The sequence below is a fragment of the Sphingomonas sp. SRS2 genome (genome assembly GCF_000971055.1).
GTDB lineage: Bacteria > Pseudomonadota > Alphaproteobacteria > Sphingomonadales > Sphingomonadaceae > Rhizorhabdus.
On record NZ_LARW01000084.1, the window covers coordinates 82,790 to 98,527 of the forward strand.

At 63.3% G+C, this 15,738-nt stretch carries 9 protein-coding genes; 7 read left to right on the forward strand and 2 right to left on the reverse strand.

What is annotated here, in order from left to right:
- The first annotated feature begins 153 nt into the window (after positions 1–153).
- From WP12_RS10690 to WP12_RS10710, 5 genes are all read left to right on the forward strand, one after another.
- Positions 154–3,282, forward strand: coding sequence for an amidohydrolase family protein (locus WP12_RS10690; protein WP_052730325.1), 3,129 nt, complete (start codon positions 154–156; stop codon positions 3,280–3,282).
- The gene (locus WP12_RS10695) at positions 3,282–6,554 is read left to right on the forward strand and encodes an LpqB family beta-propeller domain-containing protein (protein ID WP_235399095.1); all 3,273 of its coding nucleotides are present in this window, start codon (positions 3,282–3,284) and stop codon (positions 6,552–6,554) included. The genes WP12_RS10690 and WP12_RS10695 overlap by 1 nt, the downstream gene beginning before the upstream one ends.
- Positions 6,555–6,791: 237 nt before the next feature.
- Positions 6,792–7,901: a serine hydrolase domain-containing protein gene (locus tag WP12_RS10700; RefSeq protein WP_084691088.1), complete on the forward strand. Its 1,110-nt coding sequence runs from the start codon at positions 6,792–6,794 to the stop codon at positions 7,899–7,901.
- 19 nt (positions 7,902–7,920) lie between these two features.
- Entirely contained in the window at positions 7,921–9,291 is a 1,371-nt protein-coding gene (locus WP12_RS10705) for a peptide MFS transporter (protein ID WP_052730327.1), read from the forward strand.
- A gap of 38 nt (positions 9,292–9,329) precedes the next feature.
- The gene (locus tag WP12_RS10710; RefSeq protein WP_046193691.1) at positions 9,330–10,334 is read left to right on the forward strand and encodes a right-handed parallel beta-helix repeat-containing protein; all 1,005 of its coding nucleotides are present in this window, start codon (positions 9,330–9,332) and stop codon (positions 10,332–10,334) included.
- A gap of 23 nt (positions 10,335–10,357) precedes the next feature.
- Here the strand turns inward: WP12_RS10710 and WP12_RS10715 are convergent, their stop codons facing one another.
- Complete coding sequence (locus WP12_RS10715; RefSeq protein WP_200894492.1) at positions 10,358–11,575, reverse strand: aspartate aminotransferase family protein; 1,218 nt, start codon at positions 11,573–11,575, stop codon at positions 10,358–10,360.
- A 42-nt stretch (positions 11,576–11,617) separates the two neighbouring features.
- Positions 11,618–12,652: a phosphotransferase gene (locus WP12_RS10720; RefSeq protein ID WP_052730328.1), complete on the reverse strand. Its 1,035-nt coding sequence runs from the start codon at positions 12,650–12,652 to the stop codon at positions 11,618–11,620.
- A gap of 188 nt (positions 12,653–12,840) precedes the next feature.
- On the opposite strand from WP12_RS10720, the gene WP12_RS10725 reads away from it, so the two are divergent.
- Both WP12_RS10725 and WP12_RS10730 read left to right on the forward strand, forming a co-directional pair.
- Complete coding sequence (locus tag WP12_RS10725) at positions 12,841–14,226, forward strand: aspartate aminotransferase family protein (RefSeq protein ID WP_084691089.1); 1,386 nt, start codon at positions 12,841–12,843, stop codon at positions 14,224–14,226.
- Positions 14,226–15,689: an NAD-dependent succinate-semialdehyde dehydrogenase gene (locus WP12_RS10730; RefSeq protein WP_052730329.1), complete on the forward strand. Its 1,464-nt coding sequence runs from the start codon at positions 14,226–14,228 to the stop codon at positions 15,687–15,689. The genes WP12_RS10725 and WP12_RS10730 overlap by 1 nt, the downstream gene beginning before the upstream one ends.
- Positions 15,690–15,738 lie beyond the last annotated feature (49 nt).

Consider the following 15,738-nt stretch of genomic DNA (forward strand, 5'->3'; position numbering starts at 1 on the left):
TCGGACGACGGCCGCCGCGTATTAAAGCTGGCGACCTGCGCGGCTGCGATGACATTAGCCTGTCAGGGCTCTGCAGGCGGGCCAGCCTGGAACGTCGCCAATACCGGCCAGCCTTCCCGCGATATCGCAATCTCTACGACCGAGGGCACGTGGATGAGCCTGGACGTCAGCCCGGACGGGAAGACGATCCTGTTCGACATGCTGGGCGATATTTTCGCGATACCGGCGAACGGCGGCGAAGCACGGCCGATCCAGGTGGGCCCCGCGATTCAGCGCACGCCCGTCTTCAGCCCGGACGGCCGCTCGATCGCCTTCATCAGCGACCTGAACGGCAGCGACAATATCTGGACATCGCGGGTCGACGGCAGTGCGCCTGTCATGCTCACCCAAGAACGGGTCGACATGCTGAGCGCTCCGGCCTGGACATCGGATGGCCAGGCAATCGCCGCCGCTCGCCTTCCCGCTGATGCGCCGCATAACTACACCACCGAGATACGCCTGTTCGATACCGCCGCGCCGACTCCCCAGGGCGGCGGCAAGACCCTGATCGGCGCTCCCGCCGCGCGGCGCGACGTGCAGGAGGCGACCTTCTCGCCGGATGGCCGCTATGTCTATTATACCGAACGGCTGAAGCGCGATAATATCTACATCGACGCGACCTTCATCAATTTCGGCGTAAAGCGCCGCGATCTCGGCCTTGGCGTGACCGAGTTGATGGCGAGCGGCTGGGGTGGCGCGATCGCGCCGGCGCTGTCGCGCGACGGCAAGCAACTCGCCTTTGTCCGCCGTGTGCGCGCTAAGACCGTCCTGTTTCGCCTCGACCTGACAACTCGCGAGCAGGTCGCGGTCTATGACGGCCTCGATCGCGATCTCGAAGGCGACTACGTCACCCAAGGCAATTATTACCCGCGCTACGCGTGGTTCCCGGACAATGTCCATGTCGCCATCTGGGCGAAGGGCAAGATCTGGAAAGTGAATATATTCACCGGCACGGCGGTGCACATCCCCTTTCACGTCAGTGCGAACCATCGCGTCACCGAACGTCTGGCCTTCACTCACGACATCGCGCCCGACAGCGTCACTGTGAAAGCCGTCCGCCAGGCGGTGGCTTCCCCGGACGGCCGAACGATCCTGGTCACCGCGCTTGGCCATATCTGGCGCAAGGAGTGGAACGACGCGGCGCCCTTTCGGCTGACGAAGGAAAGCGCGTTCGAGTTCGAACCGGCATGGTCAGGCGACGGCAAGCGCATCGTCTTCGCGACCTGGGATGACGAGCTAGGTGGGGCGATTGTCGTCACCGATGCCCAGGGGCGCGGCGCGCGGACCATTGTTAAGTCGGCCGGGGCGATCCGGCAGCCGCAATTCTCGCCCGACGGACGCGATATTGTCTATCGCATCCAGAAACCCGATCCGAGCCTAGGCGGCGCGCGCGAGAAGCCGGGCATCTATACCATCGCCGCAAAGGGCAGCGCGCCATTCTTCGTCGCGTCGGGCGACGACTATCCGATGTTCTCGCCAGACGGCGAGCGGATCTATTTCGTCGAGCAGGATAATGCGGGCGACAATATCCAGCAGGTGTTGCGCAGCATCCGGCGCGATGGGCTCGACCCACGCAAGCATGTGGTCAGCCGCGATGCCGATACCGTCGAATTGCGCCCGAGTCCCGACCTGCGCTGGATCGCGTTCAAAGACCGCCAAAAATATAATGTCGTCCGCTTCCATGACATGGGCAATATGGTCGATCTCTACGCCGCCAATCCGGAGGTGAAGGCGACGCGACTGGCCGACCAGGGTGGCTATGGCCTTTCCTGGTCGGCCGATTCCAAAGCCGTCACATGGGCGCTGGGCGCTACGATACACCGCGTTGAACCGGATGCGGCCGATGTCCGCGCCGCGACCCGGACGGTCGCGCTCGGGCTAACCGTAGCAGCCGACAAGCCGCGCGGTGCGGTCGCCTGGGTCAATGCCCGGATCATCCCGATGGTCGGGGACCAGGTGATCGAACGCGGCACCATCGTCATCCGCGACAACCGGATCGAGGCGGTTGGGCCCGCCGATACTGTCAAGTTGCCGGCCGATGCCAAGGTGATCGATGCATCGGCGAAGACGATCATGCCCGGGCTGGTCGATGCGCATGGCCATATAGATTGCTGCTACAATGTCGGCATCGTCCCGCAGAAGCAGCCGCAGCGCTATGCTGCGCTGGCCTATGGCGTCACCACCAATTTCGACCCCTATCCCAACGATCTGGTAAGCTACGAAAGCGGCGAAACAACGCAGGCGGGCATATCTGTCGGCCCGCGCTGGATCACTACCGGCGCCGCGATCTACGGCCGGTCGCGAAAGGGCGATTTCATCTACATGCCGGTCGACAGCATGGCGGATGCCCGCGATATCCTGGCGCGCAAGAAGGCGCTCGGCACCTTCACGATCAAGAATTACAAACAGCCGGCCCGTTTCCAGCGCCAAATGCTGATGCAGGCATCGCGCGAGGCGGGGATCAACGTCGCCTCCGAGGGCGAGAGCCACTATGCTTACGACCTCAGTATGATCCTCGATGGCACGACCAGTCTCGAGCATAATCTGCCGGTCGCCAATTACTATGACGATCTGGTCCAATTCATGGGCAAGGCCGGCGCGCACAACACGCCCGTCCTGGTCGTGTCTTTCGGTGAGCTGTTCGGCGAAAATTACATGTATCAGCATACGGAGGCGTGGAAAGATGTGCGCATCCGCACCTATGTGCAGCAGGTACTGAGCGGCTACAGCCCACTCGGCACGCCTTATGAGGCACCGCCTTATTCGCGGGCGATGACGACGATCAATCTGGCAGACGAGCTGTGGGACATCGGCTTCCGCAGCGTTTCGCGCGCCACCAAAAAGCTCGACGATGCCGGGGTGGTGATAAACGTCGGCTCGCACGGCGAGATACCGGGGCTGGCGATGCACTGGGAAATGAACCTGCTTGCGCAAGGCGGCATGGCACCGATACGGATTCTGCGCGCGGCGACGATTAACCCAGCCAACACGCTTGGGATCGATGCGCAGATCGGATCGCTAGTACCTGGCAAGCTCGCGGACCTTATCGTCCTTGACAAGAATCCGCTCGACGACATCCGCAACAGCGAGTCGGTGGTTCAGACCGTGGTGAACGGCCGGATCTACGACACCGCCACGATGAACGAAGCCGGCAATTACAGTCGCCCCCGCGGCAAGTTCTATTGGGAGCTGAGGCAGATGAACGGCATCAATTGGAACCCCGCCTGGACGGGGGGCGAATGATGCGCTCGATCGTTCCAGCCCTCGTGGCGGCCGCCCTTGCCAGCGCGCCGGTATCGGGCAACGGGCCCGCCTGGGACGTCGAAAACACGGGGCAGCCCTATACCAACGTCAGCTTCACCGTTTCCGAGGGAAGCTGGATGAGTCTAGACGTCAGCCCGGACGGGAAGACGATCCTGTTCGACATGCTAGGCGACATCTATGCGTTGCCCGCGACCGGCGGAAAGGCGACGCTGATCAAGGGTGGCGCCGCGATGCAGCGCGATCCGCGCTTCAGCCCCGACGGATCGCGAATCGCCTTCATCAGCGACCACAGCGGCGGTGACAATGTCTGGATCGACAAGATCGACGGATCGGATCCCCGCCAGATCACCAGCGAGACGACCAACGCGCTGACCGGACCGGCCTGGACTTTCGATGGCGGTGCGATCGCCGCGGCGCGGATGCCCGACAGCGATCATAAGCTGCACAATGCCGAACTCCGCCTATTCCAACTCTCCGGTGGCAAGGGCCAGCTACTGGTGGCGCAGCCGACTGTTGGCGAGAACGTCCACGAGGCGCAGTTCTCGCGTGACGGGCGCTATCTCTATTACACCGAGAAGCTGCTGCCGCCGACCAAGTCGGTCGTCTATCTCGACGCCAACCACGCCCAATATGCTATCAAGCGCCGCACGCTGGCGACCGGTGCGACCGAGGAGCTGATCCGCGGTTTCGGCGGCGCGACGACGCCCCGGCCGTCGCCGGACGGCAAGCGGATCGCCTTCGTACGCCGCGTCATGGCGAAGACGGTGCTGTTCTCCTACGACATTGGGACCGGCGAGCAGCGGCCGATCTTCGACGGGCTCGATCGCGATTCCCAGGCGGATTACACCTGGCAGGGTTCTTATTACCCGCAATATGCTTGGTTCCCGGACAACCGGCATGTCGCGATCTGGGCCAAGGGCAAGCTGTGGAAGGTGGACATGGAGAATGGGGCGCACAGCCCGATCCCGTTCAGCGTCACGGCGCACCACAAGCCGATCAAGCCGCCCGTCTTCACACATGACATGGCGCCCGGCACCTTCATGGTCCGTGCCATTCGTCAGCTCGCTTACACGCCCTCGGGCGACACCGTGCTGTTCAACGCGCTGGGCCGGCTCTGGCGCAAGGATCGCAATGGCGAGCCCGTCCGCCTGACCCGTTCGACCGCGCTGGAGTTCGAACCTGCGATTTCGCCGGACGGTCGATCGGTCGTCTATGTCGAATGGCGGGACGAGCAGGGGGGGGCGCTGAAGCTGCGCAATCTCGCCACCGGCGTCGAACGCACGCTCGTTACCAGTGGCGGGGTCCTGCGTCAGCCGTCCTTCTCGGCCGACGGCAAGCGCCTGGTCTACAAGATTGACGCCGGCGACCGTTGTCTGGGCGGCCACGCCGCCGAGCCCGGCATGTACTGGATAGATCTGGCTGGCAGCGAGAGCCACCCGATCGGACCGCCCGGCGAAGCGCCGATGTTCTCGCCCGATGGCACGCGCGTCTATTATGTGATCGCCGACTATATGGGCGAGGAGATGGTCTCCATGCTGGAGAGCATCGACCTGAACGGCCGTCACAAGCGGACGCATGTCCGCACCCCCGACGCCGACACCTCCGAACTGCGCATCAGCCCCGACCTGCAGTGGATCGCGTTCCGCGACCGCCAGCAATATTATGTGGCGCGTTACCGGGACAGCGGCGCGCCGATGATGCTCACCGCGGCGACCACCGAGACCCCGGTGGTGCGGATCAGCGAGATTGGCGGCTATTCGCTGCTTTGGTCGCGGGACTCGCAAAAGCTCCACTGGGCGACCGGCCCGACCCTCGAAAGTGTGCGCATCGATGGTCCCGCGCTCAAGGTCAGCAAGCTCGCCAATCTCGAGACGAGGCTGATCGTACCGAGCGATAAGCCGTCCAGCACCATCGCCTTCACCAACGCGCGCATCCTGACGATGGCGGCCGACGACAAGGTGATCGAGAAGGGCACCGTGGTCGTCCGCGGCAACCGGATCGCGGCGATCGGCAGCAGTGATCAGGTCAAGCCGCCGGCCGGCGCGAAGGTCTATGACGTCGCAGGCAAGACGATCATGCCGGGGCTGATCGACATGCACGGCCACCTCAACAACTGCTACTACACCTCGTCGGGGCTGATGCCGCAAAAGCAGTCGAGCCGCTATGCCGCCCTCGCCTTCGGCGTTACCACCAACTACGACCCCTACACGTCGGAACTGCCGAGCTATTCGCAAGCTGAGATGACCATGTCGGGCGACATGGTGGGTCCGCGTGCGATCGAATCCGGCTTCATCGCCTTCGGCCGCAGGGGAAAGGGCGATTCCGCCTATATTCCGATCGACAGCTACGGCGATGCCAAGACGTTAATGGAGCGCAAGAGCGCGCTCGGCGGCTGGATCGTCAAGAGCTACCGCCAACCGATGCGGAGCGCACGGCAGCAGTTGGTAAAGGCGGGACGCGACACCGGGCTGATGGTCGACGTGGAAGGCGAGAGCAACTTCTACAACAATGTCACCATGGTCCTGGATGGCAACACCAACCTCCAGCACAACATGCCCATCGCCAACTATTATGACGACGTCGTCCAGTTGATGAAGGGTGCCGGAGCGCATCACACGCCGACGCTGGTGGTGGTGTTCGGTGAACTGTTCGGCGAGAACTACATCTACCAGACCGAACGGGTGTGGGACGATCCCAAGGTGAAGACCTTCGTCCAGGTGGCAACCAGCGGCTATAATCCGCTGGGCACCGGCCATTATGCACCGCCGCAGGTGCGGGGCATGTCGGGGATCCGGGCGGCCGACGAGATCTGGGACATCGGTTTCCGATCCGTGGCCCGGTCGATGAAGAAGCTCGACGATGCCGGGGTCACGGTCAATGCCGGATCGCATGGCGAGTTGTCGGGCCTAGCCCAGCATTGGGAACTCGAATTGCTTTCGCAGGGCGGGATGGCGCCGATGCGCCTACTGCGCACCACGACGATCAATGTTGCGAAGACATTGGGTGTCGATGACCAGATCGGTTCGCTGGAGGAAGGCAAGCTCGCTGACCTGATCGTCCTCGACAAGAACCCGCTGGAGGACATCCGCAACAGCCGGTCGGTCATCTACACCATGGTGAACGGGCGGCTCTACGACGCGGCGACGGTGAGCGAGACGGGCAGTCGCGAACTGCCGCGCAGCAAGTTCTATTGGGAAGTCGGGCACATCAACCACATCGTCGACTGGAAGAAGGCGTGGGCGCATCAGTAGACACGCGCCTCGCCAGAGATCGACCGTGGTGATGCCCACGCACCGGGCTTCCCGATCTTGGCACCTTGGGCAAGGCAGCGGCGCAGGCCAAGCCTCTTCTGGACACGGTAAGTTTACAGGCATGCGGGGGTTATGTTGACAGGGTACGGACGAGACGCGCAGCCGAAGAAAGATCGGGCAGCAGTGTGGGTGTTGCGGGATAACATCCCGGCGACCTCATCGGATACAATCGCGCATATGGTCGATACCTATGCGGGCAAGTTGATGCCAGGGCAGCAGGTTCAGACTTTCCGCAACACCGACGTCGCCTTCTCGACGCGCCGGATAGCGCGCGGTGCCGACGTGCGGCCGTTACAATATGCCGACCTGAGGCTGGTCGACTACCCGATCCCGTCGGGCGATAAGACCTACGATCTCTACGATTATGTGTCGCGCAACCGCATCGGCGGCCTGCTGGTGATGCACGGCGGAGCACTCGTGCTGGAGCAATATGAGCTTGGCTTGGATCCCAGCACGCGCTGGCTGTCGATGTCGATGGCCAAGTCGGTGAGCACGACGCTGGTCGGCCTGGCGATCCAGGACGGTTTCATCGAGAGCGTCGACGATCTGCTGACCCGCTATCTGCCCAAGCTCGTCGGGTCCGCCTATGATGGCGTGACGATCCGTGAGCTGATGCAGATGACCTCGGGCGTACATTGGGACGACACTCATACCGAGCCCAAGTCCGAACGCCGCCGCATGCTGGAGCTCCAGATCGGCCAGCAGCCGGGCGCCATCATGGATTATATGGCGGAGCTGCCGCGCTCCGCTGATCCGGGCAGCTTGTGGAACTACAGCACAGGCGAAACCCATGTGGTGGGGGCGATCGTTCACGCCGCAACCGGCCAATGGCTGTCCGATTATTTGAGTGCGCGGATATGGTCGCGCCTGGGCATGGAGAGCGACGCCACCTGGTGGCTGGAAGCGCCGGGCGGGCTGGAGGTCGCGGGCAGCGGCATCGCGGCGACGCTGCGCGACTATGGGCGCTTCGCGGCCTTTCTGCTGGCCGATGGCGTCATTGACGGCGAGCGCGTCCTTCCCGAAGGCTGGGTCAGCGAAGCCGGCGCCCCGCGTGAGGTCGGCGGCAGGCAGCTGAACTACGGCTATATGTGGTGGGCGGTGCCCGGCAGCGACGGTTCGATGGCCGATGGCGCGTTCAGCGCGCGCGGTATCTTCGGGCAGTTTATGTACATCAACCCGGCCAGGCAGGTGGCGATCGTGGTGCTGAGCTCGCGATCGAAGCCGAAAGGCGCCGAAGCGATCATCGACAATGATTTCTTCAACGCTACCTTAGACGCGTTGCGGTAGGGCGGCAGGGAGCATGCCGATGTCATCAGAGCTCCCCCCATCCGAGACGGTGCCCGCCGGCCGCACGGCCTTCGGACACCCCCGCGGCCTCGCTTACATTGCGTTTGCCGAAGCTTGGGAGCGTTTCTCCTTTTACGGCATGCAGGCACTGCTCATGCTGTACATGACGCAGCATCTGCTGAAGCCGGGCGTGATCGAGCGGGTCGCAGGAGCGGACGGCTTCAGGCATGGCGTCGAGGCCGTGTTTGGCACGCTGTCGGACCAGGCCTTCGCATCGCAGGTCTTCGGTCTTTATGTCGGCTTCATTTATTTCGCCCCGATCTTCGGCGGCTGGCTCGGCGACCGGCTGACCGGGCGGACGGTTGCCGTGCTGGGTGGCGCCTTTTCCATGGCGATCGGCCATTTCCTGATGGCGTTCGAGGCGGCGTTCCTGCCCGCTCTCTTCGCGCTCATCGTCGGCTCGGGATTGCTGAAGGGCAATCTAGCGGCACAGGTCGGTGCGCTCTATCCGATCACCGATCGCCGACGTGATGCGGGATACACGATCTACTTCACCGCCATCAACATCGGCGCGTTCGTGGCGCCGCTGATCTGCGGATCGCTCGGCGAGTTTGTGGGTTGGCATTATGGCTTCGGCGCGGCGGGTATCGGTATGCTGCTTGCCATCGCGATCTATGTCAGCGGTCTCAAATATATGCCCACCGACAGAGTGAGCTCGGCGACCCGGCGCGAAAAGCTGTCTGCGACCGATCGGCGTGCGATCGTCATGATCGCGGCGTTGCTGGCGATCACGTCGATCTTCTGGACGATCCAGGCGCAGGTCTGGAACATATATCCGCTGTGGGTCCGTGATGTCGTCGATCGCAATATCGGCGGCGGGATCGAGATTCCGGTCTCCTGGTTCCAGTCGCTCGATGCCCTGACGGTCCTGATCCTGGCGCCGATCGCCGTCGTCTACTGGCGCTTCCAGGCCAGGCGGCAGGCGGAGCCGAACGATATCGCCAAGCTCGCCATCGGCAATGTCATCTTTGCGGCGGCGGCATTGAGCCTGGCGATCGCGCAGATGGTGTCGGGCAACGGCGGAGTATCGTTTGCATGGCCGGTGGCTTTCCACTTCCTGATCGGCGCGGGCTATGTCTATTGCGCCCCAGTGGCGTTGGCTCTGGTCTCGCGGGTAGCGCCAGCGGCGGTCAATGCAATGATGGTCGGCGCCTTCTACCTAGGCCTGTTCGCTGGTGGAATCTTCAGCGGCTGGCTGGCGCGCTTCTACGAGCCGCTGGGGCCGATCGGCTTTTGGGCAATGCACGCCGGCATCGGGTTGACGGGGGCGGTTGCAGTATTGCTGCTCGGATATATCGGTCGCGATCTCCTGATAGCGGATCGCGCCTAGGCGGGCTGATCGCCGACACATTCATGAAAGGACATCATATGCGCTTCGCATGGAGATTTCTCGCATCCCTGTCACTTGGCCTGAGCGCCACAGCGGTGATGGCCGCGTCGCCCCGCACGCTCACCGTCTGCCCGGCCAAGGCGGCCGGTTGTTTCTTCCAGGGCGGCGGCGGCATCCAGAAGGCGATCGATGCGGCGGCCGATGGCGATACGGTTCGTATCAAGGCCGGTCGCTATTCGACAGACAACTATCGCGACGTTCCCTACAAAGTCCACCAAATACGCGGCTTCCTGGTTGTCAGCGGCAAGTCCTTGACGATCACGGGCGACGACGGGGCCGTCCTCGACGGTTCGACCGGACCGGCCACGACGGCGCTGGTCATCGACCATGCCAGTCTCGCCGTCAGCGGGCTGACCATCACCGGTTTCCGCTGGGACGTCCAAGAGGACGAGATCTATGACGGCCATGGCATATTCGCGATCGACAGCGATGTCCGCATCGCCGACGTAAAGGTCGAGAAGTTCCTCAAGATGGGCCTTGTGGGACGTGGCGACACCCATATTCGCGCCGATCGGCTGACGCTGAGCGACGGCCACGTCGCGATCTGGCTGCGCGAAGGCGCCCAGCTCGACCTGCGCAACTCGATCGTTCGCCATAACGAGGGCAGCGGCGTTGCCGCTTATGACAACACATATACGCGCATCGTGGGGAGCGTGTTCGACGGGCTGGCCGACGATGTCCTCTACGCCGAGAATAGCGCGGGGATCCATGCGATCGATACGCTCATTCTGAACAGCAAGCCGTTCGCAGCCCATGCCCTCAACGATAGCGCGATCTGGATCGAACATAGCGCGATCTTCGCCAATGCCGATATATCAAAGGCCGAAGACAAGTCCCGGATCTGGCTGGGAAAGCTGATTACCACCGATCCGATGGTGGATGCGAACTACAAGCCGCGCCAGGGATCGCCGCTCCTGGGGGCAGGGCAGCCCGATGTCCTGCGGGCGAAGGGGCAGGGCGTGGATATCGGCCCGAACCGCTGACATCGGGATGGCGGCCGGCGCGGTCAGGCTTCTGCCAGGACCGCGCCGAGGCTGTCGATCAACAAATCGATTTCCGCAGACCGGATAGGCAGCGGTGGCCGGATCTTCAGCACGTCGACATTCCTTCCGGCAGCACCGATCAAGACGCCCGCATCGCGCAACCCGTTGACGATCCGAGCAGTCTCGGCCTTGCTGTCGTCGCCGGTGATCTGCACGCCAAGGAACAGGCCGGTACCCCGGATCTCGCTAATCCGCCCGTGTCGTTCGGCAAGACCCTCAATACCGGCGCGAAGGCGCTGCCCCATCGTGGCGGCATTCGCCATCAGGCTTTCGGACTCGATGACGTCGAGCACGGCCATCGATGCTGCGCAGGCCACGGTATTGCCGCCGAACGTGTTGAAATATTTCGCAGTGCTGGCGAACGCCTTCATGATTCCGGAGCGTACCGCCATCGCGGCGATCGGGTGACCGTTGCCCATAGGTTTGCCCATCGTGACGATGTCGGGGACGATGCCGTGACGCTGAAAGCCCCACATTGCCTCGCCGGTCCTTCCGAAGCCGGGCTGAACCTCGTCCGCGATGAACAGGCCACCTGCCGCGCGAATGGCGTCGGCGGCATGGGCGAGGAATCCCGCAGGATCGGTGATGACGCCGTCGCTGGAGAAATTGGTGTCAACCATTAGCCCAGCGGGGCGGACGCCGCGCGACCGGAGCAGGGCGATGGCATCGCGGACGCGATCAGCGAATTCCGCGGGCCCTTTGGCACCCAACGGGGCCTCCACAGTCACGACGTCCTTGCCTAGTGCCAGGCCGGTCGCGGGGGACATGCCCGCGATCGTCTCCGTAGTACCGTGATAGGCATAGGAGGTGACGATGAAACCAGTATTGCCTGTGGCTGCCTTGCTTACACGGACGGAGAGGTCATTGGCTTCGCTGCCGCTGCAGGTGAAGACCATGTTGTCGATCTCGGCTGGCATGGTGCCCAGCAGCCGTTCGGCCAGTTGGACAGGCTGGTCGGTGATGTAACGGGTATGGGTGTTCAGCGTCCCCGCCTGGCGGGTGATCGCGTCTACCACATGCGGATGGCAATGGCCGACGATCGGTACATTGTTATAAGCGTCGAGATAGCGGCGACCCGTGTCGTCGTATATCCATACGCGTTCGGCGCGCACGGCATGCACCGGTTCGTTGTAGAAAAGGCTGTATGTAGGCCCCATCGCTTCGCGGCGGCGTGTCAGCATGGTTTGATCCTGTTTGATGTGGACCATGTCGGTTCCTCGCGATCAGAAGGGTATGACGATGCGGGCGTGCATCAGTTGCTCGACGATCGCCACGCGGCGCTCGATATAGGTCGCGTCAACACGGGCGTAATGCACCTCGTCAGGATTGTGCGCGCGATGCCAGGACGGGATCACGGCGTCTGTGACGAGCCGGGCCGCGATCAGCCAGTTGAGCGCGGCGGCCTCGTCGGGCAGCAGTGGATTGGCGCGATGATAGGCAAGGGTGAACTCGGTCACGTCGGACAGGGCCGTCGATGGATCGGTGACCTGCGCGCTGGCGGCGATCGCGACGTCCGCAATCAAGGCGGTTTCGACCATGTCGCCGAAATCGATCACGCCGATGACGGTCGCATTATCGGCCTCGTCGACCATCACGTTGTTCGCGTTGAGATCGTTATGGACAACCTGCTGGCGGAAATCGCTCAAGCGATAGCCGACCTCCGCCCTATAGGCAGAAGCGAAATCGCTGATGAAGCCGCGGGCGGGCAGGTCGGGCAGGTCTTTCAACAGCGTCGTCACGACGTCGAAATTAGCGAGGTCCCAGATCAGGGGGCGAGCCGCGGCCGGATGGCGGAAACCGCGCAGGCCGGTCGCCATTGCGGCTGCCAGCTGCGCACAGCCCCGCCGCTGTAGGCTCGATCGGTCGGCATCCCGCAGTGGACGGCCGGGCACCCATCCCAGCAACCGGACGGTGCGCGCCTGTCCATTATCGTCGGAAAAGTGAACCAGCGTCTGGCCGTTCAGGGCGCGATGGACACGCGGGCAGACGATATCAGGCGCCGTCGCTTCCATGTGCAGCAGTGCAGCCGTCATCAGCGACAGAGTCGCTTCGTCCTCGGCCGGATGTGATATCTTCAGGACGAAGCTGTCGCCCTCGGCGGTGCTGATGCGGAAATTTTCATCGCGTTCGCCGGTCAGGCGGTCGATCCGTCCCGCGACGCCGAAGGTCGTCCGCGCAATGGCGGTTGCCGTCTCGATGGCTAGTGGCGGACCGGCCGCGACCATCGCTTCGAGAAGTTGGCCCAGTTCGTACGCCATCCCATTCCTTATGGTCGCGGGTCATCCATCAGCGCTGTCTGTGCCCAAGGCCCGGCCTCCGAAAGGTGCCAACCCCTCGGTGCGTGGTGAGCAGGGGGCACCAGAGGCCGTGCCATTTGTCATCTTCCACCTTTGAGAGTCCATTGCGAAGGAGAGAGCATAGAAGTCCATGTCAACGGAGGCGCATCGTGGCGGAAGACAATACTCGTCGAAATTGGACGCATACGCAGGATTTGCAGGCGCGTGACGCCGCGCACCATCTTCATTCGTTCACAGACCCGCAGGTCATCGAGACCCAGGGATCGCGTATCATCACCCGCGCGCAGGGCAGCACCGTCTGGGACAGCGACGGCAATGAGCTGCTGGACGGGATGGCTGGCCTGTGGTGCGTGAATGTCGGCTATGGCCGCGAGGAGCTTGTCGACGCCGCGACGCGGCAGATGCACGAACTACCTTATTACAACAACCACTTCCAGAGCACGACCCCGCCGATCATCGCCTTGGCGGAGAAGCTGGCCACGCTGACCCCCGCCGGGCTCGACCGCTTCTATTTCGGCAGTTCGGGATCGGAGGCGAATGACACGATCGTGCGGATGGCGCGACAATATTGGCGCATCAAGGGTCAGCCTGAAAAGACCATCTTCATCAGCCGGACGCTGGCCTATCACGGCACGACCGTCGCCGCGACGAGCCTGGGCGGCATGCCGCACATGCACGCGATGGATGGCACTCCGGGGCCGGGCTATTCGCATATCGACCATCCGCACTGGTACCTGCGCGGCGACGGACTGACCCCGGAAGAGTTCGGCCTGAGGGCGGCCCGCGCGCTAGAAGAACGGATCCTGGAGCTCGGCGCAGACAAGGTCGCGGCGTTCATCGGCGAGCCGATCCAGGGCGCCGGCGGTGTGATCGTGCCGCCCGACAGCTACTGGCCCGAAATCCAGCGTATCTGCCGCAAATACGACATCCTGCTGGTGGCGGACGAGGTAATCTGCGGCTTCGGACGCACCGGTACGTGGTTCGCGTCCGAGCAGTTCGCCATCGAGCCCGACCTTATGCCCATGGCGAAGGGCCTGTCGTCGGGATACCTGCCCATTTCGGCCGTCGCGATCTCATCGCGCGTCTACGACGTTGTGAGCAAGGGCGGCCTGTTCGCCCATGGCTATACCTATTCGGGTCATCCGGTCGCCTGTGCCGTGGCACTGGCCAATATCGGGATCATCGAGCGCGAAGGCCTGGTCGAGCGCGTAGGTGGCGACATCGGTCCCTATTTCCAGTCCGCGCTGGCCAGCCTCGCCGATCATCCGATCGTCGGCGAAAAGCGTGGGCTCGGCCTTATGGCTGCCCTGCAGCTGGTACGGGACCGCGACAGCAAGACGATGTTCGCGCCCGAGGACAATGTTGCGATCATCTGCCGCGATGCCTGCTATGCAGAAGGTCTGATAGCGCGGGCCATTTCGGGCTCGATGGTATTGAGCCCGCCGCTGGTGGTCACCCATTCGGAAGTCGACAACATGGTCGAGCGTCTCGGTCGCGCGCTCGACAGCACTGCCCAGAAGTTCGGAGTTCTTTGATGACCGATGCCCTGCCTCTTTCCGCCGCCGCTGCAACGCTGCTGCGGGAGGCGCTCGATTTCGCGCGGCCCGCATGCGCCAGCTTCGCCGTGTTCGATCCCTCGAACGGTGCGCATATCGCCGACGTGCCCGACCATGGGGCGGAAGCGACCGAAGCCGCGATCGCCGAAGCGAAGGCGGCGTTCCGGCCCTGGAGCAAGCGTACCGCCAAGGATCGCGCCGCGATCCTGCGTCGCTGGCATGGCCTGATCGTCGACAATGCTGACGCGCTGGGCGAAATCCTGACCCTCGAACAGGGCAAGCCGCTGGCCGAAGCGCGCGGCGAGATCCTGTTCGGCGCGAACTTCGTCGAATGGTTCGCGGAAGAGGGCAAAAGGATTTACGGGGACGTGGTGCCCAACCATGCGCCGGACAAGCGCTGCATCGTGCTGAAGCAGCCGATCGGCGTGGTCGCGGCGATTACGCCCTGGAACTTTCCCAGCGGGATGATCACCCGCAAGGTCTCCCCGGCGTTGGCCGCCGGCTGCACCATCGTCGTGAAGCCCGCCGAGGATACGCCGCTGTCGGCGCTGGCGCTGGCGGTACTGGCCGAGCGTGCGGGTCTGCCTGCTGGGGTGATGAGCATCGTCACCGCGGCGAAGGCCGCAATCGTCGCGGGCGTGCTGACCGCGAGCCCGGACATCCGAAAGCTGTCGTTTACCGGATCGACGCGGGTCGGCAAGCTACTGATGAGCCAGTGCGCCGATACGGTGAAGAAGCTGTCGCTCGAACTTGGCGGCAACGCGCCCTTTATAGTGTTCAACGATGCCGACATTGACGCTGCGGTTGCCGGAGCGATCATCTGCAAGTTTCGCAATGCCGGCCAGACCTGCGTTTCCGCCAACCGGATTTATGTCCAGGCCGGGATCATCGAAGAATTCTCGGAACGCCTCGCGGCAGACGCCGCCAAGCTCATTGTCGGCGGCGGGCGCGATAGCGGTACGACGATCGGGCCGCTGATCAATGCCGCTGCCGTGATGAAAGTGGAGGGACTTCTCCAGGATGCACTGGCGAAAGGCGCAAAGGCGCTGCAGGGGGGAGGGCGTCATGTGCTTGGTGGCAATTATCTCGAACCCACGGTGCTGTCGGGCGCGACTCCGGACATGCAGATCGCTTCGGAAGAGATTTTCGGTCCTGTTGCCGCGATTTATTCCTTCGCGGACGAGGACGACGTCGTCCGCATTGCCAATGACACGCGCTACGGCCTTGCGGCCTATTTCTGGGCGCGGGACATCGGGCGCATCTGGCGCGTCGCCGAAGCGCTCGAATTCGGCATGGTCGGCGTCAACGAGGTACTGAGCTCCAACGAAGGCGCGCCGTTCGGCGGGGTCAAGGAGTCCGGGATCGGTCGCGAAGGATCGCGCTACGGCATCGATGACTTCGTTGAGATCAAATATGTCGCCTTGGGCGGTCTCGATCGTTGACGGCCAAGCCTGAGCGCCCCCTCACGTAAATAGGGGACCCCCATCACCA

Bases quoted from the DNA above. Each gene is read 5' to 3' on its own strand.
- WP12_RS10715 (WP_200894492.1), bottom strand. From the start codon at position 11,575: ATGCTGACACGCCGCCGCGAAGCGATGGGGCCTACATACAGCCTTTTC.
- WP12_RS10710 (WP_046193691.1), top strand. From the start codon at position 9,330: ATGCGCTTCGCATGGAGATTTCTCGCATCCCTGTCACTTGGCCTGAGC.
- WP12_RS10700 (WP_084691088.1), top strand. From the start codon at position 6,792: ATGGTCGATACCTATGCGGGCAAGTTGATGCCAGGGCAGCAGGTTCAG.
- WP12_RS10720 (WP_052730328.1), bottom strand. From the start codon at position 12,652: ATGGCGTACGAACTGGGCCAACTTCTCGAAGCGATGGTCGCGGCCGGT.
- WP12_RS10705 (WP_052730327.1), top strand. From the start codon at position 7,921: ATGTCATCAGAGCTCCCCCCATCCGAGACGGTGCCCGCCGGCCGCACG.
- WP12_RS10690 (WP_052730325.1), top strand. From the start codon at position 154: ATGAGCCTGGACGTCAGCCCGGACGGGAAGACGATCCTGTTCGACATG.
- WP12_RS10695 (WP_235399095.1), top strand. From the start codon at position 3,282: ATGCGCTCGATCGTTCCAGCCCTCGTGGCGGCCGCCCTTGCCAGCGCG.
- WP12_RS10730 (WP_052730329.1), top strand. From the start codon at position 14,226: ATGACCGATGCCCTGCCTCTTTCCGCCGCCGCTGCAACGCTGCTGCGG.